Below are 21,297 nucleotides of genomic sequence, written 5' to 3' on the forward strand. Positions count from 1 at the left end.
GGCCGCCGCGGGGGAGCCGCCCGGCGGCGGATGACGCCGCAGGGCCCCGCCGACGGCGCGGCGGGGCCCTGACGTGCCGGGGGGCGGGGGCTGCTACTCGACGACGAGCTCCACCGGGATGTTGCCCCGGGTGGCGCGGGAGTAGGGGCAGACCTCGTGCGCCTGCTTGACCAGGAGCTCGCCGCCCTCGCCGGCCAGCGCGTCCGGCAGCTCGACCCGCAGGACGACCGCGAGGCCGAAGCCGGCGCCGTCCTTGCCCATCGAGACCTCGGCCGTGACCGAGACCTCGCTGGTGTCGACGCGGGCCTGTCGGCCGACCAGGCCCAGCGCGCTGGCGAAGCACGCCGCGTAGCCGGCCGCGAACAGCTGCTCGGGGTTGGTGCCCTGGCCACTGCCGCCGAGGGCGGGCGGCATCGCCAGCGCGAGGTCCAGCTGTCCGTCGGAGCTGACGGCGCGGCCCTCCCGGCCGTTCGCGGTGGCCACAGCGGTGTAGATCGCGTCCATGGGTCTGGTCCCTTTCGTCCTGCGTCCGTACTGCTTCTGTCCCCGGCGGCCGGTGGGGCCGCCTTCCGGGTACAAGTAGAGCACGCAATTCAATTGCGCACAACTCAATGGTGCGCACGGCCGCTATCATGGAGGCATGGCAACACCCCCCGAGACCGCCGCCGCCGACGCGCCGTCCGTCGACGCCCTGCCCGTCCACGCCGCTTCTGTCGATGCCGCTTCCGTCGATGCCGCCCGCCCCGGAGCGCCCGGCGCGGACCTGCTCCACGGCGAGCAGCCGCTCCGCGACGAGGACCTGCTCCGGCTCGACCAGCAGATCTGCTTCTCGCTGAACGCCGCCTCGCGCGCGTTCGGCGGCGTCTACCGCGTCCTGCTCAAGGACCTGGGGCTCACCTACCCCCAGTACCTGGTCATGCTGGTGCTCTGGGAGCACCGCGAGTTGCCCGTGAAGCGGATCGGCGAGCACCTGCGCCTGGACTCCGGGACTCTCTCGCCGCTGCTCAAGCGGCTGGAGGCGGCCGGCCTGGTCCGCCGGGAGCGCAGCCCCGAGGACGAGCGCTCCGTCACCGTCAGCCTCACCGACGCCGGGCGCGAGCTGCGCGACCGCGCCGGGCAGGTGCCGCGCAGGCTGCTCGCCGCCACCGGCCTGCCGGTCGAGGACCTCGCCGACCTGCGAGCCCTGCTCAACCGGGTGACCGGCGCGCTCGACTCCGCGCTCCTGGCCGACGGCGCCGAAGGCTGACCGGCCGGGCCCGCCGGTGCGGCGGCGTCCAGTCGGTGGCGGCAGGCATACTGGATCCCTCGTGAACGAACCCGGGGGGGAACGTGGAGGGTCCGCCACCCGCGTCGCGGCAGGGCCGCGCGTGGAGCGACGAGGAGACCGGGCGGCTTGTCGACGGCGTTCGGGAGGGTTTCGACCTGTCCGAACTGGCCGGGCGGCACGGCCGGACGACCGGGGCCATCGGCGCCCGGCTGGCCCGCCTCGTGCCCGAGGCCGAGCTGCCCGAGGCCGAGCTGGTCGAGGACAGTCCGGCTTCCGGCGGCGGACCGGTCTCCGGTGTCGCGCTGGTCGGGAGCGCCGAGCTGGAGTGGCTCCGAGCGCGCCTGGCCGCCGACCCGGACTATCCGTGGCGGAGCGTGTTCGACGCGCGCCGCCGTCCCCCACGCGGGCTGCGTCGGCGACGGGCCGCCGGCCACGCTCCGGCGGCCACCCCCGGGGAGCCTGCCCCGGCCGGGCCCACGCGCGGCGAGCCCGCCGCCGGGCCGCAGTGGTCGGCCCGGCTCGATGACGTGCGGGCCGAGTGGGAGCGGACGATCGGGCACCGGCTGCGGGCCGAGCGCCGGGCGGAGTTCGTCGCGCGTCCGGTCGTGGCGGACCTGGCGGTCGTGGCCGCCCCGCTGCGGCAGGCGGCCGCCCGACGGCTGTGGGAGGGCGAGGCGCGTCTGCTGCTGGACGACTGGCTCCTGGAGTGCCTCTGCCCCGGGGCGTCGAGGCTGACGACCGACTGGGCGCCGATCGCCGAGCGCGACCCCGACACGGTGCTGCTGCTCCGCGAGCTGGCCGCCGCCGCGGCGGCGGAGATACCCGCTGGGCGGAGCCGCGAGATCGTCTGCCGCCGCCTCGGGCTGCACGACGGACCGGCCGAGTCGTTGGCGGCGGTGGGGGAGGCGTTCGGGATCTCGCGGGAGCGGGTCCGCCAGCTCCAGGTGAAGGCGGTGCGCGGCATGGCGAGCACCGCCGCGCCGGCGACCCGGAGCCTGCGGACCCTGCTCGCCGGGCTGAGCCGGGTCGATGATCCACCGTGCCCCGACGGTTCGCCCGACGGCTCGCCCGCCGGGGACGGGCCGGATCCGCTGGACGGCTCCCGGACCGCCGGTGCAGCGGTGGCGGACCCCCCGGCGTCGGCCCGACTGCTCGACCTCGCGGAGGTGCTGCTGCCGGCGGTCCCGGTGCGGCAGGCCGCGCTGGTGATCGCCCAACTGGCCGGTGCTCGGAAGCTGCGCGCGGAGAACCTGGCGGCCGAGGCCGTGACCGTGCGCGCCCTTCGCCACGACGCCGCGCGTCGCGAACTGTCACGGCAGGGGCGGATCGAACGCGCCGCCCGACGCTGGGCCGCACTGGAGGCCGAAGTCAGCTGGTTCGGGGCGCCCCAGCCCGCCCCGCCGCGCGGGGAGCTGGCGGCCCTGCGGGACACGGCCGGGGAGGACGGGCGCTCCGGGTCCTGGCACTGCCCCAAGCTGGGCCGCGAGGTCGCCTACGAGTCGGAGACCGAGTGGCGGGTCGTCCAACTGCTCAGCTTCGCCCCGCAGATCGCGTACTACCAGGAACAGCCTCTGGCCATCGGCTACGACTTCGACGGTCGCCGGCGCACCTACTACCCGGACCTCCTCGTGGCCACCACCGACGGGCGCTGCGTCCTGATCGAGGTCAAACCGGTCTACGAGATGGCGACCGCCGTCAACGTCGCCAAGTACCGTGCGGTGGAGGCACTCTGCCGGGCCCGCGGGTGGGGTCTGGTGGCCACCGACGGCTGGAGGACCCGCAGACTCCTGGAGGACCGCCCGGTCGACGGCCGGTTGGAGGCCGCGCTGGACGAAGCGCTGGCGAGGGGCGGCGAACTGACCTGGCATCAGGTCAGGGCTGCCGCGGGGGCCCTGCCACTGAAGTCGCTGGACCTCGCCGCGCTGGTGCTCCGGCGCGGCTGGGTCTGGCGCACCCACCCCTACCGGCTGCGGAGCGGCGCGCCGGCGAGCGTTCCCGCCCTGCTGTCGGATCCGGCTCCGGCATCGGATTTCACTCCGGTGTCCGCCCCCGCCCCGGACGCCTCCGCCCCGGACGCCTCCGCGCCTCCGCCTCCGCCTCCGCCTCCGTCGCCGGGGACGGAGCCGATCCCCCTCTTTCCGGAGGTGTCCCCACGGCGGAGGGTCGTGCCCTCCCCGGCGGAGGTCGAGGCGGCCCGAACGGCGGCAGGCGGGTGGACCCGGGCCCAGCTCGCCGCCTGGGGAGTGGCCTGGCCGGCCCCGAAGGGGTGGAAGCAGCGCCTGGCGCAGGAATGGGCGGCCGGTAGGTAGCACCGGTGCGGTCCCCCGTGCGCCCGGGGCGGCGCGCCGGGTCCGCCCGGGTCCGCCCGGGCGGGTACGCCGGACCTCGTGGCCCCGGTGCCGGCAGTCGGCGGTACCGGCGCCATGGCACGGGCCCGGCCGCCTCGCCGGAGCCGGTCCACCGGCGAGGCGGCTGCGGCACGCCGACACCCGCGCCACCGTGGCGGTGGTGCCCGGCACGGTGGTACGAGCCGACGGTGCGGGCCGGGGGGCGGATGCTACCCGGCGGCCCGTGCGCTCACGCGGTCCGCTCGTTCAGGCAGATGATGTTCCCTTCGCTGTCCTTGAACCAGGCCGCGCGCATGCCCTCGGCCTCCACGACGCCGTCGACGGTCTTCAGACCCGGCATGTCGTACTCCTCGAACGTGACCCCGCGGCCGCGCAGCGTCGCCATCTCGCCGTCGAGGTCGGGGACCTTGAAGCTGGCCAGCGTGTGCGCGGCCTGCCCGGCGCTCGGCGTCTCGTACATGCCGAACTCCGTGCCGCCGCACTCGAAGCTGACGTCCTGCTCGTTCTCATCGGTGAGCTTCAGGCCGAGGGTGTCGGTGTAGAAGCGCTTCGCCCGGGCGAGATCCGCCGCCGGGATGATGGCCACCATCGGTGCGTCTCCAAGCATTGCCATCGCCTCCTCCCTCCAGGCTAGATACGCCGGGGCCGATCTGCCCAGGGCCGGCGGCGCCGGAAGCCCGGTGTGCCCGGAGGGTGGCGGCCCGCTACCGCGCGGGCGGCGGGCGGCCGGGTACGCCGCGTCACCAGGCGTGCGGCACCCGTTCCAGGACGCCTCCGGCGAAGAGGTCGTAGAGCGGCAGGGTCTCCAGGTGCACATAGCCGATGTGGCAGTCGCAGACCGGCAACGGGCAGGGCCGGGAGCGCAGTTGGCGCCGGTACGAGCCGTCGTAGAGGTTGCCCAGAACGCCCCGGACGAAGTGGCAGCGGCGGACGGTGCCGTCGCCGTCCACCGAGAGCACGGACTCCCCGGTGCGGCAGGGGCGGCCGGCGCTGGGGTGGGGGTGCCGGCTGTAGCCGAAGTGCGGGTCGAGCGCCGTCCAGTCGGCGGCCTCGGCGTCGCTGTAGGTGAGCCCCTCGGCGGCGTTGATCCAGAGGTAGACCGCCGGGTCCAGCGCGGCGCGGAGCCGGCGGGCCTCCGCGAGGTGCCCGGGTTGGCCGACCACGCCGACGCTGTACCGCACACCGAGCGCGTCGAGCTCGCGGCACTTGGCGAGGAACCGCCGGTGGTCGACCTGTCCGGGGTGGTACGTCACCCAGAGGGCCAGCGTGTCGGGGTCGGCCTCGGCGAGCCAGCCGGTTCGGCAGCTGAGGTTGGTCTGGATCGCCACCCGGCGCACGTGCGGCAGCCGGCTCAGCTCGACCAGCGCCCGCCGGTACCAGGACCGCACCAGGCCCTCGCCCCAAGGCGTGAAGAGCACGGACAGCGTGTCGCCGCTACCGGCCCGTCCGGCGGCCCAGCCGGTGAACCGCTCCAGCGCCGCCCGGTCGGCCCGCAACTGCTCCGGCGTGTCACGCCGCTTGGCGAACGGGCAGTACGGGCAGTCGTAGTCGCAGGAGGACAGCGGGCCCCGGTAGAGCAGGGTCAGGTCGACCCCGCCGTCGTCCGGCGCGGGCCGGGAGGCCGCCGAGGGTACGAGGTCGGAGCCGGGCCGGGCGTCGCCGGTGGCCGGCCGGGGCGCGGGCATGCCGAGGAAGGTCATTTCGCCTCGTACTCGGCCATCAGCCGGTGGACCTCGGGCGAGAACAGCATCGGACCGGCCGCGTCCGAGTGCGCCAGCCCCTCCGGCGAGAGCATCAGGCGCAGCTCGTCCTGCGCCAGCCAGCCCCGGGCCTCGAACGCGGCCAGCTCGGCCGGGAAGTCCTCGATGGGCGCGCTGCCGAAGCGGGCGCGGTAGTCCGCCAGCGGCATGCCCTCGGCCTGGAGCAGCGACTGGACGAGGTGCCGCCGGCGGGCCTCCTCCGGCGTCATGTACCGGCCGACCTCGGCGTGCCGGAAGTCGGTGGTGGCCACGTAGTCGTCGATGATGCCGCGCACCTCGGTGGCGTTCACCGCGTAGTCGAAGGAGTAGTGCAGCCGCGAGGTGTAGGAGCGGGCCCCGCAGCCGAGGCCGACCATGCCGTCGGTCTGGCAGGCGTACTCGCCGCTCCCGGCCTGCGGGGAGGCGGCGCGGCGGAACATCCGCATCGACACCTGCTGGTAGCCCCGGGCGAGCAGGTGGTCCCGGCCGGACCGGTAGAGCGCGAGCCGGCGGGCGTCCCAGGCGGCCGGGCTCTCCTGCTCGCCGCGCCGGGCCAGGCCGGTCAGCGGCCGGACGTACAGCGGGTAGAGGTACAGCTCCTCGGGCTCCCAGGCCAGCGCGGCGTCCAGCGAGCGCAGCCAGCCGGTCTCGGTCTGGCCGTCGATGCCGTAGATGAGGTCGATGTTGAGGACGGGGAACCCGGCGGCGCGGATCCGCCCCAGGGCGGCCTCGACCTCCGCGCGCTTCTGCGGGCGGACGGCGGAGCGGGCCTCCTCGTCGAGGAACGACTGCACGCCCAGGCTCAGCCGGGTGGCGCCGCGTGCGGCCAGCACCTCCAGGCGGTCGGCCGTGGCGGTGGCGGGGGAGGCCTCGACGGAGAGCGGGACCGCCCGCAGGTCGACGCCCGTCCGCCGCTCGGCGATGTCGCAGAGCCGCTCCAGCTCGCCGGCGGTGAGGTAGGTGGGCGTGCCGCCGCCGAACGCCGCCAGCGCGAACCGGGCGCCGTCGTCCAGGGCCTCGCGGACGGTGGCGGCCTGGCGGTCGAGCGCGTCCAGGTAGGCGGTGGTCAGCCCTTCGGGGCTGCCGATCCGGGTGAACAGGTTGCAGAAGCCGCAGCGGACCTCGCAGAAGGGGATGTGCAGGTAGAGCGAGAGCGCGTGCTGCGGCTCGCCGGCCCACAGCTCGCGCAGCGCGGGACGCTCCGGCAGCCGCCGGTAGGCGGTCTTGTGCGGGTAGGCGTAGACGTACGACCGGTAGGGCGAATCGGTCGTCGGGGCCGCGGCCGTGGTCATGCGGTCTCCTCGGCGGTGGCAGTGGCAGTGGCAGTGGCAGTGGCGGTGGCGGTGGCGGTGGCGGTGGCAGTGGCGGTGGCGGTGGCGGTGGCAGTGGCGGTGGCAGTGGCTGTCGGGCGGGTGGCTGCGGTCGGGGCGGGTGCCGGGCGGGCCGGGAGGGTGAAGTGCGCGTACGGTACCGTCCAGACCACCTCGTGGCCGATCCGGTGGCCGGTGTATCCGTCCTCGCCGTACGCCGTGCCGTGGTCGGAGCAGACGATCGCGAAGCACGGCCGGCGGGCGCTCATCGCCGCGAAGAGCCGGCCGATGTGGGCGTCCACGTACTCCAGGGCGGCGGCGTGGCTCTCCCGGGAGTCCCCGTCCTCGCGGGTGCCGCCCAGCAGGTGGAACCAGTTGGGCTGGTGCAGCGCCGAGACGTTGAGGAACAGGAACAGCGGCTGCCCGGCCGGCTGTTCGGCGGCGACCTGCTCGGCCCTGGCGACCTGCGCCTCGAAGGAGGTGGGGGAGGGGACGCCCATCTCCGGCGACCAGTGGCTCTCCTGGAACAGCCCGGGCAGCACCGAGCCGAGCGGGCCCTGCTTGTTGAAGAAGCCGACGCCGCCGATGCAGACCGTCCGGTACCCGTGCCCGGCGAGCGCGCCCGGCAGGTCGGGCGTGTCGAACACCCAGGTGCGCGGAGCGGTGCTCTCCGACCCGGCGAAGCGGGCGGCGAACAGCCGCGGGTGCGGACCGCCCGGAGCGGCGGGGGTGGGCAGGAAACCGGCCAGGATCGCCTGGTGCGCGGCGTAGGTGAAGCTGCCCGGGGAGTGTCGGCGCTCCCAGCGGCCACCGGGGAGGACGGCGGCGAGGTGCGGGATCCGCCCGGCCGCGGCCAGCTCCTCGGCGACGTCGAACCGCAGGGTGTCCAGGGTGACGAGGAGCAGGTCGTGGGTGCCCACGACGGCGTTCATGTCGGGCGCGGCGGCGGCCGCCGGCGGTGTCGCCGGCGCGGCCGGCGCGGGCGCCCGGTGGTCGTGCTGGTGGTTCATCGCGTGGGTTCCATCGGTTCCGTCGTCGGTGCGTCGTTCCTGGGCCCGGGCCGGTGGCCCGGGTGTCGTAGCGCGGAGATCTGGGCGGCGTAGGTGTCCAGGCCCTCGGCCGGGCCGCCGGGCAGGCCGGTCAGGTTCGGCAGGAGGTCGCCGAAGGCGTTCACCTCGCCGACCACGGCCCGGCGCCACCCGGCGGTGGGCAGGACGTCGACGCCGACCATCGGTGAACCGGGGAAGCAGGCCGCCGCCCGCTCGGCCGTCTCCAGCAGGCCCCGCCAGGCGTGGCCGGCGGCCTGCTGCGCCACGGCGAGGCTGCCGCGGGCGCCGCCGAGGTGGAGGTTGGTCATCGGCTGCGCGCTGGTGCGCACCACCACGTGGGTGGCCCGCCCGGCGATCACCACCACCCTGAGGTCGGCCGAGCGGCCCGCCTGGGCGGCCTTCGGGATCCACTGCTCGACGTGCAGCCCGTCCGGTGCCAGGCGGTCGACCAGCTCGGCCGCCTCCCGCTCGTCCCGGTAGCGGCGGACCCGCAGCGAATTGTGCAGCTGCCCGCCGGCCAGCTCGACCGAGGTGGTGGCGAGCACCTGCCCGCGCGGGCCGAACTCCAGCGCCACCACGCCGGATGCGGAGGAGCCGTGCGCGGGTTTGGCGAAGACCCGCCGCAGCCCGGCGGCCCGCAGCCGCTCCCGGAGGTCCGCCCAGCCGGTGATCCCGGCGCCGTCGAGCGCGCGCGGCACCGGCACCCCGGCGCCCGCCAGCAGTGCGTGCGCCCGCCGCTTGTCGAACATCACGGCGATCTCCTCAGGATCGCCGAGCAGCCGCACCCCCGGCACCCGGGCCACCGCGCGCAGGGCGTCCACCACCCCCGTGTACCAGGCCGCGCCGCCCTCCACCCTGGTCGGCGCGTACGAGGGGCCGAGGGCCGGGCCGCGCAGCAGCTCGTCCACGGCCGGGTCCTCGCCGGGCGACTCGATCCGCAGCAGGCTCCCCGCGGGCACGACGAACCGGCCGCGCAGGACGTCGATCCAGGGCAGCACGACCGGCTCGGGCAGGCCGGCCGCGCGGGCGGCGGCGGCGAACAGCGTCACCCGCCGGTGCCCGGGATTGCCGAGGACGGCCAGCGGCGCGTCCTCCCCGGCACCGGCCGGGGGCGCGGCCGGCCGGAGCGCCTGAGGCCTGGGCGCCTGCGGGGTGGCCGCCAAGCGGGAGGCCGGCTGCGGGGAGGCCGTCTGGGGGGTGCTCATCCGGACCGCGCCGGGCTACTCGGCGACCGCGACGTAGCGGTCCTCGGGGTCGTCCTCGTACTCCGCCTCGGCCTCGTCGAGGTCGAGCTCCACCCCCGGCAGGGCTTCGCGCAGCCGCTGCTGGAGCTCCTCGGAGAGGTAGTGGTGGTGCAGGTCGAGCAGCCGAAGATGGGTCAGCGGCTGGCCCTCCAGCAGGGCGGCGGCGCCCTCGTCGGACAGCACGCCCATCGAGAGGTCGAGCACCTCCAACTGCGCCACGACCGGCGCGTGCGCGACGGCGGCGGCGATCTCGTCCTGGTACTCGCTGTTGGCCAGGGCGAGGTGGCGCAGGGCCGGGAGCCGGGCGCCGTCGAGGAGGGGCGCCAGGTCGTCTATGGTCGAGTCGCCGCCGTACTCGTCCACCCCGAGCCAGAGCTCCAGCCGCTCCAGGGCGGGCAGTTCGGAGCCGGCCACGGCCCGCACCACCGTGCCGGGCAGCCCGCCCGCCTCGAACCGCAGGGCCTTCAGCCGGTCGTGCCGGAACGGCGCGAGCGCCAGCCCGCCGCCACCGCGCACCACCAGCTCGGTGAGCCGGGGGAAGGCCGCCGCCACCACGGTGACGTCGGACATCTCCAGCCAGGAGATCTCGCACTCCTCGGACGTCACGTCGGCGACGAAGAGCGCTTCGAGGGCGGGGAGCCGCCCGGCGTCACCGACGACCCGGGCCAGGGCGTCGGTCACCGGCCCGTAGCCGTCCGTCCACCAGGGGCCGATCAGCAGCGCCCGGACCTCGTCCGGGTCCACCGTGTCGAGGAAGGTGTTCCAGAGCGCGTCGAAGCCGGTTCCCGCGCCGTAGGGCACGGCGAGCCGCCACGCGGCGGCGCCCGGCGCCGGCCGGTCACCCGTGGCACCGGCCTCGCCGGAGAACTCCACCACGGGGAGCCCGTGGAACTCCCGCTGGTGCTGGTAGGCGTGCATACGGTCCCCTGTGCTGCGTGCGCTGCCGGTGAGCGGCAGGTGGTGAGTGGTGGGCGGCGAGCGGTGAAGGTGTGGGCGGGGCGGTGCCCGGTTATTCGGCGACCGCGACGTAGCGCCACCGGTCGTCCGGGCTCCCGGCCTCGGAGAGGTCGACGGCCACCTCGGGCAGGGCCGCCCGGAGCCGTTCCTGGAGCGCGTCGGTGAGGTAGTGGTGGTGCAGGTCGAGGGCCCGCAGATGGGTGAGCGGCTGGCCCTCCAGCAGGGCGGTGGCGCCCTGGTCGGTCAGGACGCCCATCGAGAGGTTGAGCGAGTCGAGCCGGGCGACGACCGGGGCGTGCGCGACGGCGGCGGCGATCTCGTCCTGGATCTCGCTGTTCTGCAGGCCGAGGTGGCGCAGCGCCGGGAACCGGGCGCCGTCGAGGAAGGGCGCCAGGTCGTCGAGGGAGGAGTCGCCGCCGTAGTTCTCGACCCCGAGCCAGAACTCCAGCCGCTCCAGCGCGGGGAAGTCGCTGGACGCGACCGCCCGCAGCACCGCGGCGGGCAGACCGCCCGACTCGAACCGCAGGGCCTTCAGGTGCTCGTGACGCAGCGCCTGGAGGGCGATCCCGTCGTCCTCGACCATGGAGCCCGCGGCGCCGCGCACCACCAGCTCGTCGAGCAGCGGGTACGTCGTCAGCACCGGCGTCACGTCGACCATGTTGATCCAGGAGATCTCGTTCTCCTCGTACGTGATGTCGCCGATGAACAGGGCGCGCAGGGCCGGCAGCCGGTCGGCGGCGGCGAGGATCGCGGCCAGCGGCCCGGTGAAGCTCTCCGGCCCGTCGGAGGACCACTCGCCGACCACCACGGCGGTGACCCGCTCGGTGTCGACCGCGTCGAGGAACTGCTGCCAGCGCTCGACGAACGACGTCGGCGAGTCGAACTCGATGCCGACCTTCCAGGCGACCGCCGCCGCCTCGGGCAGGCCGGTGCCGTCCTCGACCGCCTGGACGAAGTCGAGGACCGGGAGGCCGTGGAACTCTTCGATGTGCTTGCCGACCGTCATGCGCTGCTCCTCCGGGATGCGGGCCGAACAACTGTCTACCAGCCGGGTCCGACAAACCGGTCGTCGGGGCGGACCCGGGCGCGTTTGTCGGACCCCTGTTCTACGTTTCGGACCGTGAGATTCCGACGCCCGTCGGGTCGGTCAGGGAGGACTGATGTATCGCCAGGGTGACGTGCTGATCGTGCCGACGGCGGAGGCCGCGGTGCCCCCGCGGGTGCCGGCACTGGCCGCGCAGCCCCGGGACGCGCGGGGCCGGCTGGTGCTGGCGCTCGGCGAGGTCACCGGCCACGCGCACGCCGTGGTCGGCCCGGGGGAGCTGCGCCGGGAGGCCGGGCCGTTCGGCGCCGCCTGGCTGCACCTGCCCGAGGGCGGTCGGGTGGTGCACGAGGAGCACGCCGCGATACCGCTGCCCAAGGGCTGGTACCGGGTGGTGCGCCAGCGCGAGTACGTGCCGGGCGCGGTGCGCGTCGTCGCGGACTGACGAGGTCCGGGCGGGCGGGGCCCGCGGGCGGCGAGGCGGGCCGGGGGCCGGCGGCTCCCGGGGTGGTGGCGGTGGACGGAACGAGTGGGTCGGCCGGGCACGGGCCCGGCCGGGACGGGAGCAGGTGATGGTGACGGAGCAGACGGTCGGGCCGGCCGAGGTGACGGCCCGCTGGCGGGCGTGCGCGGCGGCCACCGGGGCGGCCGACCGGGTCGCGGTCGAGCGCGCGGTGCGGGCCGCCTACCGGGCGGCCGGGCTGGCCGAGCCGGCCGAGGTCCGCTGGTTCGGCTCGCCGCCGGCGGCGGCGCAGGCGGCCCTGGAGCTGCGGGCCGCCGGCGCGGTGAGCGTCCGCGAGGCCGTGCGGACGCTGCCGTGGGAGGCCGCCAGGCGGCGGGCCGTGGAGCGGGTCGGGCCGGCCGGGTGGGCGCCTCTCTGGTCGCTGACCGGCGGTGAGATCGGCCCGGTGACCAACGCGCTGGCCGGGCGGATCCGCGACGCGGTGCTCGACCGGCTCGCCCCCGAGCCCGACCTCGACGAGGTCGACCAGCCCGAGGCCGACGTGGCCCGCGCCCGTCGCACCGCCGTCCGGCTGGCGCTGCTGGACGCCGTCCGGGGCCAGCACGACGCGCCGTGGTTCGCCGCCTTCGAGGCGGCCGGCGTGCTCGCCGGTGCACCGGCGGAGCGGGCCGGGATCGACGCGCTGGCCGAGGTCGCGGGCGAGGCCGGCTGGTGGTGGCCGTACGAGGGCGTGGCCCTGGTCAGCGAGCGACCGGTCGCGCTGCACCGCGACGAGGCGGGCCGGCTCGACCGGGCCGACGGCCCGGCCCTGGGCTTCGCCGACGGCTTCGCCCTGCACGCCTGGCGCGGCATGCCCGTCCCGGCCGACTTCCTGTCCGGCCTCGGCGGCGTCACGGTCGAGCGGATCCGGACGGAGGAGAACGCCGAGCTGCGCCGCGTCCTACTGGAGCACTACGGCTACGAGCGGTACCTGGCGGACTCCGGCGCCGAGCCGCTGCACCGCGACGAGACCGGTGTGCTCTGGCGGATCCAACTCCCGGACGACGAGGCGGTGGTGATGGTCGAGGTGGTCAACTCCACCGCCGAGCCGGACGGCACCTTCCGCACCTACTGGCTGCGGGTCCCGCCGAGCACCCGTACGGCCCGGGCCGGGGTCGCCTGGACCTTCGGCATACCCGAGGCGGAGTACCACCCCCGGCGCGAGACCTGAGGGGTCGCCTGCCCGGCCCGGGCGGGCCGGGCGGCTGTGACAGGGTGAAGCCATGGCGACGAACGACGAGCACCCGGCCGGTCCCCGCGCGGGCCGCCCCGAACCGTGGTCGGACACCGACCAGGTCCCCGGCGATCTCCGTGCGGCGAAGGCACTCGTCTACGACCCCTGCGGGTTCACCTGCACCCGGCCGGTCCCCGAGGCCGAGAGCGCCGACTACGCCGCCCACGCCTTCACCCTGGACGGCCGCCCGGTCCGCTTCCGCGCGGCCAGGACGACCCCCGCCAAGGCCGGCCAGTTCGTCACGGTCTGGAAGAGGTCCCCGGGCGGGCCCATCCAGCCCTTCGACGCCACCGACCCCGTCGACCTCTTCGTCATCGGCACCCGCGACGGTCGCCACGCCGGCCAGTTCGTCCTGCCCATGGACGCCCTCCGCCGGCACGGTGTCGTCGCGGTGGGCGGTTCCGGCGGGAAGCGGGCCTTCCGCGTCTACCCGCCCTGGGCGACCACCACCAACCGGCAGGCCGGCAGCGCGCAGGCGTGGCAGCTGGAGCACTTCCTGCACCTGACCGAGGGCGGGCCCGTCGACCTCGCCCGGGCCCGGGAGCTCTACCGGCGGTAGCCGCGGCCGGGCCTCGACGGCCGGCCGCCCGACCGGCGGCCGCCCCCGACCGCCGGTCACTCGGCGGGGCTCGTCCGGTGGAAGGCGGCGGCGTTGCGCCGGGCCCAGTCGGCGAAGGTGCCGGCGGGGCGGCCGAGCAGGCGTTCCACGTCCGGGCTGACCTGCCGTTCGGCGTCGGTCGGTGCGCCGAGGATGTCGAGCGTGCCGTCGGCCACGTGCTCCGGCATGAAGGCCAGGAGGTGCGCCCGGGCGGCCTCGCGGCTCAGCTCGACGAAGGCGAGCGGCGCGCCGGTCGCCTCCCCGAGGGCGGCGGCCTGCTCGCGCGGGGAGACCGGCGCGGGCCCGGTCAGCACGTACGTCCCGCCGTGGTGCTGCCCGTCGCCGCGCAGCACGACGGCCGCCACGGCGGCGAGGTCCGCCGGGTCCACGGTCGGCAGGGCCACATCGCCGAACGGTGCCGGCACCGTCCCGCCGGTGCGGACCGGCTCCGCCCAGGCGAAGGCGTTGGAGTGGAAGCCGCTCGGCCGCAGGATCGTCCAGTCGAGCCCGGACTCCCGGACGGCCTGCTCGAAGGCCCCCAGCCGGGCGTGCGAGGGCGGCACCGGCCGGGTGCCCAGGATCTGGGAGGAGAGCAGCACCACGTGCCGCACACCCGCGGACCTGGCCACGTCGACCAGCGCGGCCGGGCTCTCACCGCCCGTCAGCAGCTCGCCGGAGAGGAGGAGGAACAGCGCCTCGGCGCCGTCCAGGGCGGTCCGCAGGCTCTCCGCGTCCGCGAGGTCGGCGCGGTGGTGTCGCACGCCGTCCGGCAGGGTGGCGTCCGCCGGCCGCCGGGACACCGCCGTCACCTGCTCGCCCGCCGCCGCCAGCGCCTGCACCAGCGGTCGTCCGACATTGCCCGTCGCACCCGTCACCACGATCATGTCCGTCCCTGTCCTTCGCACTTCGTTGTCGTCAATTCCCGCTGTTCGCAGGGAAGTTGCAGCCACTTGAGGGGATCCCTCGGTGGCGACAGGACGACGCTAACAGCCTGCGTACAGTAGGTACCTAGAGGAAAGTGACCCGGCTCGGAGGGGGCGGCATGAGCGAGATGGCCTGGGCGGCGGACGGAACGACCGATCCGGTGCGGGCGTGCCCGATCGGCCCGGTGGTCGACCTCGTGTTCAGCCGCTGGACCACCCCGGTGCTGTGGACGCTCCATGCGCACGGCCGCCAGCGCTACGTCGAACTGCAGCGGCGGGTGGCGGACATCAGCCCCAAGGTGCTCACCCAGCGGCTGCGCCAGCTGGAACGCGACGGGCTGGTCCGGCGGACGTACCACGCCGAAGTGCCGCCCCGCGTCGAGTACGAGATCACCGAACTCGGTGACAGTCTCGCCCCGCTCTTCGCCACCCTCGCCGACTGGTCCGCCGCCAATCTGGACCGCGTCGCGCAGGCCCGCGAGGAGTACGACAGCGCGCCGCCGCGCTGATCCTCAGTGGATCCGCCGGCGCCGCCGGGCGACCGCGAAGCGGGCCGACGGCACACCACCGCCCACGCCGGGGGCGCGGGCGGTGGTGGCGGTCCGGGCAGTACCGGTACGGCCCGGTGCCGGGCGGTTCTCGGAGGGTCAGGAGATCTCGTTGCCGTTGAACGAGCCGACCACGTTGTCGCCACCGGTGTTGAAGATGTCGGCCCCGGCGAGCTGGTTGCCGGTGCCGATGACCGTGATGGTCGTGGTGGTCACCTCGGGGCCGTCGGCGAACGCCTGGGTCGGGACGGCGGCGGCGGCGCCGATGGCGGCCAGGAGGACGGCGACGGTGCGGACGGTACGGTGCATGGCGTAACCCCTTCGTAGGCTAACTTGCTCTGCACACTAGGGACTCGGGGCGGGCACCGCCGGGGAATGTCACCCGAATGGTGCGCCTTGCGTGTCGCCCCCGGCCGGGACCGCGACCGGACCGCGGCCCGGCCCGGGGCTTTACCCAGAGTCCGGACCGCGGCCGCGGGTGGCGCCGTACGGTGGGCTGCCTCCGGCAGGCCCCCACGGCCCCGCGCGCTACGAGGGCGCGGGGCGGTACACCGTCAGGGCGTTCGGCGCCTTGCCCAGCCGCAGGGCACCGGCCGCCGGCAGGCTCTCGCCGTCCACCGCGATCCGGTCGGCGTCGCCGAGCGAGTCGAGGCCCAGGCCGGTCAGCCGGGCCGAGTGGTAGACCCGCGAACGCGACAGCGTGCCGGAGAGGAAGGCCGCCGCCAGCCTGGTCCGGGCGAACGGGCTGCCGCCGTCCACCACGCGGATGTCCAGCAGGCCGTCGGCCAGGCCGGTCCGCCGGGTGGGGGCGAAGCCCGGCGGGTCGTAGGCGCCGTTGCCCGCGAACAGCAGCCAGAGCCGCCGGCTGCGTCCGCCGGCCTCGACGGTGACCGGTTCGGCACTTCCCAGCGCCCGGGCGACGGCCACCGCCAGGGCCGGCCACTTGCCCAGCCGGCCCTCCAACGACTCGCGGAGCCGGACCAGTTCGGGGTAAACGCCGAGACTGAAGGTGTTCAGGAAGATCCGCCGCTCGGTGTCGTCGACGGCCAGGCCCAGGTCGACCCCGCAGGCGGAGCCGGCCTCCACGGCGCCCGCCGTCGCCTCCAGCGACTCGATCCCGAGGTCCAGCGCGAAGTGGTTGAGCGTGCCACCGGGGAAGACGGCCAGCGGCAGGTCGCGCTCGACCGCCAGGGAGGCGGCCAGGTTGACACTGCCGTCGCCGCCGCAGACCCCGAGCGCGCCGCCGTCCGCCGCCGCCCGGTCGGCCGCCTCGGCGAGCAGGGCGGGCAGGTCGTCGTCCGGTCCGCAGACCCGCACCTGCGCACGCGGCAGCAGCGTGCGCAGGACGGCCGCGGTGTCCTCCGGGCCGTCGGCGAGCAACGCCCCGCTCCCCGAACCGCTGTTGACCACCACCGAGAGCCCGGCCCCCTCGGTCAGCGCCGGCGCCGGCCGGGGCGGCGGGCCGGCGAGCGGCGGCCGGTCGTTCGTCCGGGGCCACCAGCGAAGCGTCAGGGCCGCCAGCCCCGAACCCAGCGCGAACCCGGCCAGCACGTCACCGGGGTAGTGCGCGCCGGTGTAGATCCGGGACGCCCCGACGGCGGCCGCCACCGGCGCCACCACGACGCCCAGCAGCGGCGCCTCGATCGCCACGGCCGTCGCGAACGCGGCGGCCGAGGCGGAGTGGCCGGACGGGAACGAACTCGTCACCGGTTGCCGCAGCAACTGCCGCACTACCGGCACCTGGTCCAGCAACGGGCGCGGACGGCGGGTCAGCTGCTTGGCGGCGATGTTGGCCACGGCCGAGGCCATCGCCAGCGACCCGACCCCGCGCAGCGCCGCCCGCCGCCCGGCCCGGCCGCCGACCGCCCCCAGCACGGCGGCCGTGCCCATCCAGAGCACCCCGTGGTCCGCGGCCCGGCTCAAGCGCCGTAGCCACGGCTGGGCATGGCGCAGGCGCGCCAGCGCCACTCGGTCGAACAAAGCCCTGTCCACTGCGTCGAGTCGCCTCATCCGGCGAGCCTAGTCGGGCTCCCGCAGATCTGCGCGGCATTGAGTACGGGTACTCAGGCGTGCCGGGCCGGAACGGCGAACACTGGTGGCAGCTCACCCGCCCACCGGAGGACCCACCAGCCATGCTCAGCCGAACCGCCGCCCTCCTCGTCCCCGCCTTCGGCTCCCTGCGGGTGAGCGCCGACCCCGAGGCCGTGCTCGCACCCGGGAGCATCGTCGCCGCCAACCACACCTCGCTCGCCGACCCCGCGATCGTGTTCGCCGCCCTGCACCGCCTCGGCGCGCGCCCGGTGGTGCTCGCGACGGCCGGCCTCTGGCGCGTCCCGCTGCTGGGGCGGCTGCTGCGCCACGAGGGGCACATCCCCGTCCACCGCGGCACCGAGCACGCCGCCGACGCCCTGGACCGGGCCGCCGACGCCCTCGCTGCCGGACACCTGGTCCTCATCTACGGCGAGGGCGGCCTGCCGCGCCGTTCCGACTCCGGCGAGCTGGCGCCCGGCCCGTTCCGCAGCGGCCTCGCCCGGCTGGCGGGGGCCACCGGCGCACCGGTGGTCCCGCTCGGCCAGGCGGGCGCCCGCCGCCTGAGCTCCGGCGGCGCGGTCAAGCAGTTCGCCGGCCTCACCACCGCCCCGGCGCGCCGCCCGGCCCTGCACGTCCACCTCGGCGCCCCACTGCACCTGGACGACGACCTCGCCACCGCGACCGCGACCGCCCGCCGCGCCGTCACGGCCGCCTGGGCCACCGCCGCCCGCAACGCCGCCGCCTGACGGGGAGCCGCGGCGCACCACCGCGTCGACCGGCCTCTGCGTCGACCGGGCGACCCGAGCGGGCCGGTCGGCCCCGGGACCGCAGCCGAGGAATCGGTCCGACGCCGGGCCGCAGCACCCGACCGCGGGGACGTCGCCCCGCCCGGTGACCAGCCGCGCGGACCTGTTCGGCCCCCTCCCACCGCCCGACCACCGGAGGGGGCCTCCTCGGCGACCAGCACCGGCGCACCCGCCGGAGCCCCACCCGCTGGCCCCCGCGACCGGGCCGAAGCCCTGCGACCCGGCCCGCCCGGCGCAGGTGGATCACCGCCACGCACTCCGTCGGCCGCCGGGGACACCGGGTGACTTCCCGGCCCGGCCCCGCGCGTCCGCCCCGGGCACCCCGCCGGGCCTGGGCGGCGATCCCGGCTCCGCGACCGCCGACGCTCTCGGGGCGGGGCGGCTCCTGTGTCGCCGATTCCTCCGCCGGCCCCTTCGACGAGGAGGCCGCCGGGCCGCGCCGGGACGGCCGGTGCTCCGCTCGGCAGCGGCCCCGCCTGCGGAAATCCGGTTGGCCGGGCCTGCCGGGGGCCGCGATGATGCGGTTATGTCGCGTACGTTCGAAGAGCTGATCGCCGAGGCCGAGGCCGTGTCCGTCGATGGCTGGGACTTCTCCTGGCTGGACGGGCGGGCCACCGAGCAGCGCCCCTCCTGGGGCTACCAACGCCTGCTGGGGGAGCGGCTGGCGGCGGCCTCGGCGGCGCTGGACATCCAGACGGGCGGCGGCGAGGTGCTGGCCGGCGCCGGTCCCCTGCCGCCCGCGATGGTCGCCACCGAGTCGTGGCCGCCCAACGTGGCCCGGGCGACCGGGCTGCTGCACCCGCTGGGAGCGATCGTGGTCGCGGACCCGGACGAACCCCCGCTGCCCTTCGCCGACGGGGCGTTCGACCTGGTGACCAGCCGTCACCCGGCGACGGTCTGGTGGGCGGAGATCGCCCGCGTGCTGCGGCCCGGTGGTACGTACTTCGCGCAGCACGTCGGCCCGGCCTCGGTGTTCGAGCTGGTCGAGTACTTCCTCGGCCCGCAGCCGGAGGCCCGCCTGGCGCGGCACCCCGACACCGAGAGCGCCGACGCCCGGGCCGCCGGGCTGGAGGTGACGGACCTGCGGTCCGAGCGGCTGCGGATGGAGTTCTTCGACATCGGCGCGGTCGTGTACTTCCTCCGGAAGGTGATCTGGATGGTGCCCGGCTTCACGGTCGCCGCCCATCGCGACCGGCTCCACGACCTGGACCGGCAGATCCGCGCCGAGGGTTCGTTCGTCGCCTACTCCGCACGCTTCCTCATCGAGGCCCGCAAACCGCTGTGACCTCGCGGCCGCCGTGTGTGTTCGCGGCTGGACGGGCAGCAGTTGCCGGGGGTGTTCGTCGCACTCCCGCCTTGAGGCCGTCCGCATGGACCCCCGGCCGGTCAGACTCTCCCGCACGGGTTCGTCGCCAACGACGGCCCCGGCACCACCGCGGGCCGGTTCACCGGGGTGATCCGGCTCCCCACCGGGACCCACGCCACCGAGCCGCGGCCGGTACGGGAGGTCCCGGGCCGCAATGCGGTCGGCCTTCCCGGGCGTCCTCGCGGACGCGAACTCCGGCTCGTGGCCCGCCGACCTGCCGGGCGGGCGGAGCGGACAAGGAGCCTGGCCTCCTTCGCCCTTCTCGAAAGGGTGGTCAGCACCGACGCACGTTTCCGCGGATCCGCACGACTCCGGTCGCCGGCGCGGGGACGGGGTCCCAGTGCCCCATCGCTGTCATCGGCGATCTCGCACGGCGAGGCCCGCTCTCCACCGACGCGGGTCACCGCGACGCGCTCGAAGCCATCCGTGCACTGCCCGCCGGCTCCTGCCCGCTTCCTTCGGCGGAGGGAGCTCAGGAGTTCATGGAGACCGGGGGGGACGAAGGATTCCCAGCGCGCCCGCGTGGCGCGGGAACGCGCCGAGCGGGTCGTTGTCGGGGGCGGCGGGGCGCAGCGGGCGGTGCGGCGGGCGGGGAAGCTGTTGGAGTGACGCATTCCCGCTCCGGGCCAGGGTCTCCCGGTCCGGAGCGGACAGGAAGTCGGGTGGGCCGACTTCCTGCTCCGTGGGCTGGGAGAGGATGGGCGGATGGGAACTGAGGCAGGGCTGGAGCGCGCAAGGGCGGGACGCCGTGGCTGATCCGGCGGCCCGGGCGGCCGGGGGTGAGACGCCCGAGGAGCGGGCCGCCGTGTGGGCGGCCGTCGCGGCGGGGGGTGACCAGGTCGGGGTGGACGACCGACTGGCCGATGCCTGGGCGGTCGGGCTGGCCCTCAATCCCGCCACCCCGCCCGAGGTCGTGGTGGGACTGCTGGCCCGGACGGCGGTGATGCCCTGGCCGGGGCTGCCCGCGGCCGTGGTCGAGGCGGCCGTGGGTCACCCGGACTGGGCCGTGCGGTGTGGCCTTGCGGAGTACCGGTCCGACCTCACGGGCAGCCAGTGGGCGCGCCTGCTCGACGAGCCGGACGGCCGGCGCCGGTGGCTGCTGACCTGGATGGCGGCGGACCGGCGGGTCGCGCTACCGGGCGGCGTGCTCCGGCGGCTCACCGCCGACCCGTCGGCGAGGGTCCGGGCCGAGGCGGCCCGCCTCCCCGGGATCGAGGGTCGGACGGCCGCCGCGCTGGCCGCCGACCCCGAGGCGGCGGTGCGTGCGGTCGCCTGTCGGTACGGCTGGCCGCACCTCGACGGCGCGGCCCGGCGTGCGCTGCTCGCCGATCCCGTCCGCAAGGTCGGGATGGAGGCCCTGCTGAACCTGCACCGCGAGCACCCGATGCCGCGGTCGGTGTTCGGCGCCGCGAGCCCCGGGGCGTCCGGGGCGCCCGACGGTTTCGGGGAGCGCGCGGTGGAGTCCTGCCGGCTGGTGCGCGACCTCGCCGAGGAGTTGGTCGGCGACGGTGATCCGGCCCGGCGCCGTGCGCTCGCCCGCAACCCCTACCTCGACCACGACCTGGTCGACCGGCTCGCCGACGACCCGGACGGGAGTGTCCGCTTCGAGGTGTCGGTCCGGCCCGAGCTCACCGAGGAGCGGCGCGCACGGGTCCGCATCGACCTCGACGGGGGCATTCACCGCCCGACCCTCGCGTGGGTCACGGCGCTCCACGGTGACCCCGACGCGATGCGCCGCCTGGCGGGCTCCTCCCATCCGCTGGTCCGGCGGAGCGTGGCCCGCGCCGGGCACCTGCCACCGGACGTGCTGGCGCTGCTGGCCCGGGACGAGGACCGGGTCGTGCGGCTGTTCCTCGCCGAGTCCTGCGACGACGCGCCGGCCGAGCTGCTGCTGGACGTGTGGCTGTGGTGGACCGGCAGCCTCAGCGTGCCCGACCGGCCTCACGGCCACCCGAACTTCCCCCGGGCGGGCCTCCTGCGGTACGCCGACGACCCGAACCCGCGGCTGCGCCGGCTCGCCCCCGACGATCCGGAGTCGACGGCCGAGCTGGTCGAGCGGCTCGGTTGGGACACCGCCGAGGAGGTGCGGTGCCGGGTCGCGTCGGACCCGCGGCTCTCCGCGGCGTCGGCGGTCCGGCTGCTCGACGACCCGGGGTCGGGGGTCCGTCATGCCGCCGCCCGCAATCCCCGGCTGCCCGCCGCCGTCCTGGTCGCCCTGCTGCGCGAGCCCGACACCGCGGCGGTCGCGGCCGGGAACCCCGGCCTGCCGGTCCAGGTGCTGCGCGCACTGGGCCGGCGGGCCGGGACGCCGGTCCGGCCGGAGGGCTGACGCG

The 21,297-nt window shown here is 76.1% G+C and carries 19 protein-coding genes and 1 pseudogene; 9 read left to right on the forward strand and 11 right to left on the reverse strand.

Features of this window, described 5'->3' with window-relative positions:
• Positions 1-93: 93 nt before the first annotated feature.
• Positions 94-504: an organic hydroperoxide resistance protein gene (locus OG618_RS33500; RefSeq protein ID WP_329491374.1), complete on the reverse strand. Its 411-nt coding sequence runs from the start codon at positions 502-504 to the stop codon at positions 94-96.
• A 259-nt stretch (positions 505-763) separates the two neighbouring features.
• Here OG618_RS33500 and OG618_RS33505 point away from each other — a divergent pair, with 259 nt between their 5' ends.
• Together OG618_RS33505 and OG618_RS33510 are read left to right on the forward strand one after the other, a co-directional pair.
• The gene (locus OG618_RS33505; protein WP_329492377.1) at positions 764-1,246 is read left to right on the forward strand and encodes a MarR family winged helix-turn-helix transcriptional regulator; all 483 of its coding nucleotides are present in this window, start codon (positions 764-766) and stop codon (positions 1,244-1,246) included.
• Between the two features lie 83 nt (positions 1,247-1,329).
• On the forward strand, positions 1,330-3,576 hold the full coding sequence (locus tag OG618_RS33510) for a TnsA endonuclease N-terminal domain-containing protein (RefSeq protein WP_329491375.1): 2,247 nt from the start codon (positions 1,330-1,332) through the stop codon (positions 3,574-3,576).
• A 268-nt stretch (positions 3,577-3,844) separates the two neighbouring features.
• Here OG618_RS33510 and OG618_RS33515 read toward each other — a convergent pair whose 3' ends face one another.
• The 7 genes and pseudogenes from OG618_RS33515 to OG618_RS33545 form a co-directional block, all read right to left on the reverse strand.
• On the reverse strand, positions 3,845-4,228 hold the full coding sequence (locus OG618_RS33515; RefSeq protein WP_329491376.1) for a VOC family protein: 384 nt from the start codon (positions 4,226-4,228) through the stop codon (positions 3,845-3,847).
• Between the two features lie 127 nt (positions 4,229-4,355).
• The gene (locus OG618_RS33520; RefSeq protein WP_329491377.1) at positions 4,356-5,315 is read right to left on the reverse strand and encodes an STM4011 family radical SAM protein; all 960 of its coding nucleotides are present in this window, start codon (positions 5,313-5,315) and stop codon (positions 4,356-4,358) included.
• Positions 5,312-6,646 carry an STM4012 family radical SAM protein gene (locus OG618_RS33525; protein ID WP_329491378.1) on the reverse strand — a complete coding sequence of 445 codons (1,335 nt, stop codon included), beginning with the start codon at positions 6,644-6,646 and terminating at the stop codon, positions 5,312-5,314. Before OG618_RS33525 ends, OG618_RS33520 begins: the two co-directional genes overlap by 4 nt.
• A gap of 155 nt (positions 6,647-6,801) precedes the next feature.
• Positions 6,802-7,596 (reverse strand): annotated as a pseudogene (locus tag OG618_RS33530) (STM4013/SEN3800 family hydrolase); the annotation flags it as partial.
• Between the two features lie 74 nt (positions 7,597-7,670).
• Complete coding sequence (locus OG618_RS33535) at positions 7,671-8,918, reverse strand: STM4014 family protein (RefSeq protein ID WP_329491379.1); 1,248 nt, start codon at positions 8,916-8,918, stop codon at positions 7,671-7,673.
• Between the two features lie 15 nt (positions 8,919-8,933).
• Positions 8,934-9,875 carry an STM4015 family protein gene (locus OG618_RS33540; protein ID WP_329491380.1) on the reverse strand — a complete coding sequence of 314 codons (942 nt, stop codon included), beginning with the start codon at positions 9,873-9,875 and terminating at the stop codon, positions 8,934-8,936.
• A 91-nt stretch (positions 9,876-9,966) separates the two neighbouring features.
• Positions 9,967-10,920: an STM4015 family protein gene (locus OG618_RS33545; RefSeq protein ID WP_329491381.1), complete on the reverse strand. Its 954-nt coding sequence runs from the start codon at positions 10,918-10,920 to the stop codon at positions 9,967-9,969.
• A gap of 154 nt (positions 10,921-11,074) precedes the next feature.
• On the opposite strand from OG618_RS33545, the gene OG618_RS33550 reads away from it, so the two are divergent.
• From OG618_RS33550 to OG618_RS33560, 3 genes are all read left to right on the forward strand, one after another.
• Positions 11,075-11,401 (forward strand): hypothetical protein, encoded by a 327-nt coding sequence (locus OG618_RS33550; protein ID WP_329491382.1) that lies wholly within the window; start codon positions 11,075-11,077, stop codon positions 11,399-11,401.
• A gap of 127 nt (positions 11,402-11,528) precedes the next feature.
• The gene (locus OG618_RS33555) at positions 11,529-12,629 is read left to right on the forward strand and encodes a DUF6745 domain-containing protein (protein ID WP_329491383.1); all 1,101 of its coding nucleotides are present in this window, start codon (positions 11,529-11,531) and stop codon (positions 12,627-12,629) included.
• A 52-nt stretch (positions 12,630-12,681) separates the two neighbouring features.
• A complete protein-coding gene (locus tag OG618_RS33560) occupies positions 12,682-13,251 on the forward strand; it encodes a MepB family protein (RefSeq protein ID WP_329491384.1) in 570 nt (189 codons plus the stop codon).
• Between the two features lie 56 nt (positions 13,252-13,307).
• On the opposite strand, the gene OG618_RS33565 is transcribed toward OG618_RS33560, so the two are convergent.
• On the reverse strand, positions 13,308-14,174 hold the full coding sequence (locus OG618_RS33565) for an SDR family oxidoreductase (RefSeq protein ID WP_329491385.1): 867 nt from the start codon (positions 14,172-14,174) through the stop codon (positions 13,308-13,310).
• 158 nt (positions 14,175-14,332) lie between these two features.
• Between OG618_RS33565 and OG618_RS33570 the strand changes: the two genes are divergently transcribed.
• Positions 14,333-14,722: a winged helix-turn-helix transcriptional regulator gene (locus OG618_RS33570; RefSeq protein WP_329491386.1), complete on the forward strand. Its 390-nt coding sequence runs from the start codon at positions 14,333-14,335 to the stop codon at positions 14,720-14,722.
• Between the two features lie 138 nt (positions 14,723-14,860).
• Here OG618_RS33570 and OG618_RS33575 read toward each other — a convergent pair whose 3' ends face one another.
• Entirely contained in the window at positions 14,861-15,070 is a 210-nt protein-coding gene (locus OG618_RS33575; protein WP_329491387.1) for a hypothetical protein, read from the reverse strand.
• Between the two features lie 219 nt (positions 15,071-15,289).
• A complete protein-coding gene (locus tag OG618_RS33580) occupies positions 15,290-16,741 on the reverse strand; it encodes a bifunctional phosphatase PAP2/diacylglycerol kinase family protein (protein ID WP_329491388.1) in 1,452 nt (483 codons plus the stop codon).
• Between the two features lie 152 nt (positions 16,742-16,893).
• Here OG618_RS33580 and OG618_RS33585 point away from each other — a divergent pair, with 152 nt between their 5' ends.
• The 3 genes from OG618_RS33585 (at position 16,894) to OG618_RS33595 (ending at position 21,293) form a co-directional block, all read left to right on the forward strand.
• Positions 16,894-17,538, forward strand: coding sequence for a lysophospholipid acyltransferase family protein (locus OG618_RS33585; RefSeq protein WP_329491389.1), 645 nt, complete (start codon positions 16,894-16,896; stop codon positions 17,536-17,538).
• Between the two features lie 586 nt (positions 17,539-18,124).
• Positions 18,125-18,883, forward strand: coding sequence for a class I SAM-dependent methyltransferase (locus OG618_RS33590; protein WP_329491391.1), 759 nt, complete (start codon positions 18,125-18,127; stop codon positions 18,881-18,883).
• 829 nt (positions 18,884-19,712) lie between these two features.
• Positions 19,713-21,293 (forward strand): PE-PGRS family protein, encoded by a 1,581-nt coding sequence (locus OG618_RS33595; RefSeq protein ID WP_329491393.1) that lies wholly within the window; start codon positions 19,713-19,715, stop codon positions 21,291-21,293.
• The last annotated feature ends 4 nt before the right edge of the window (positions 21,294-21,297 follow it).

Origin of the sequence: Kitasatospora sp. NBC_01246 (assembly GCF_036226505.1) — a bacterium.
Taxonomy (GTDB): Bacteria; Actinomycetota; Actinomycetes; order Streptomycetales; family Streptomycetaceae; genus Kitasatospora.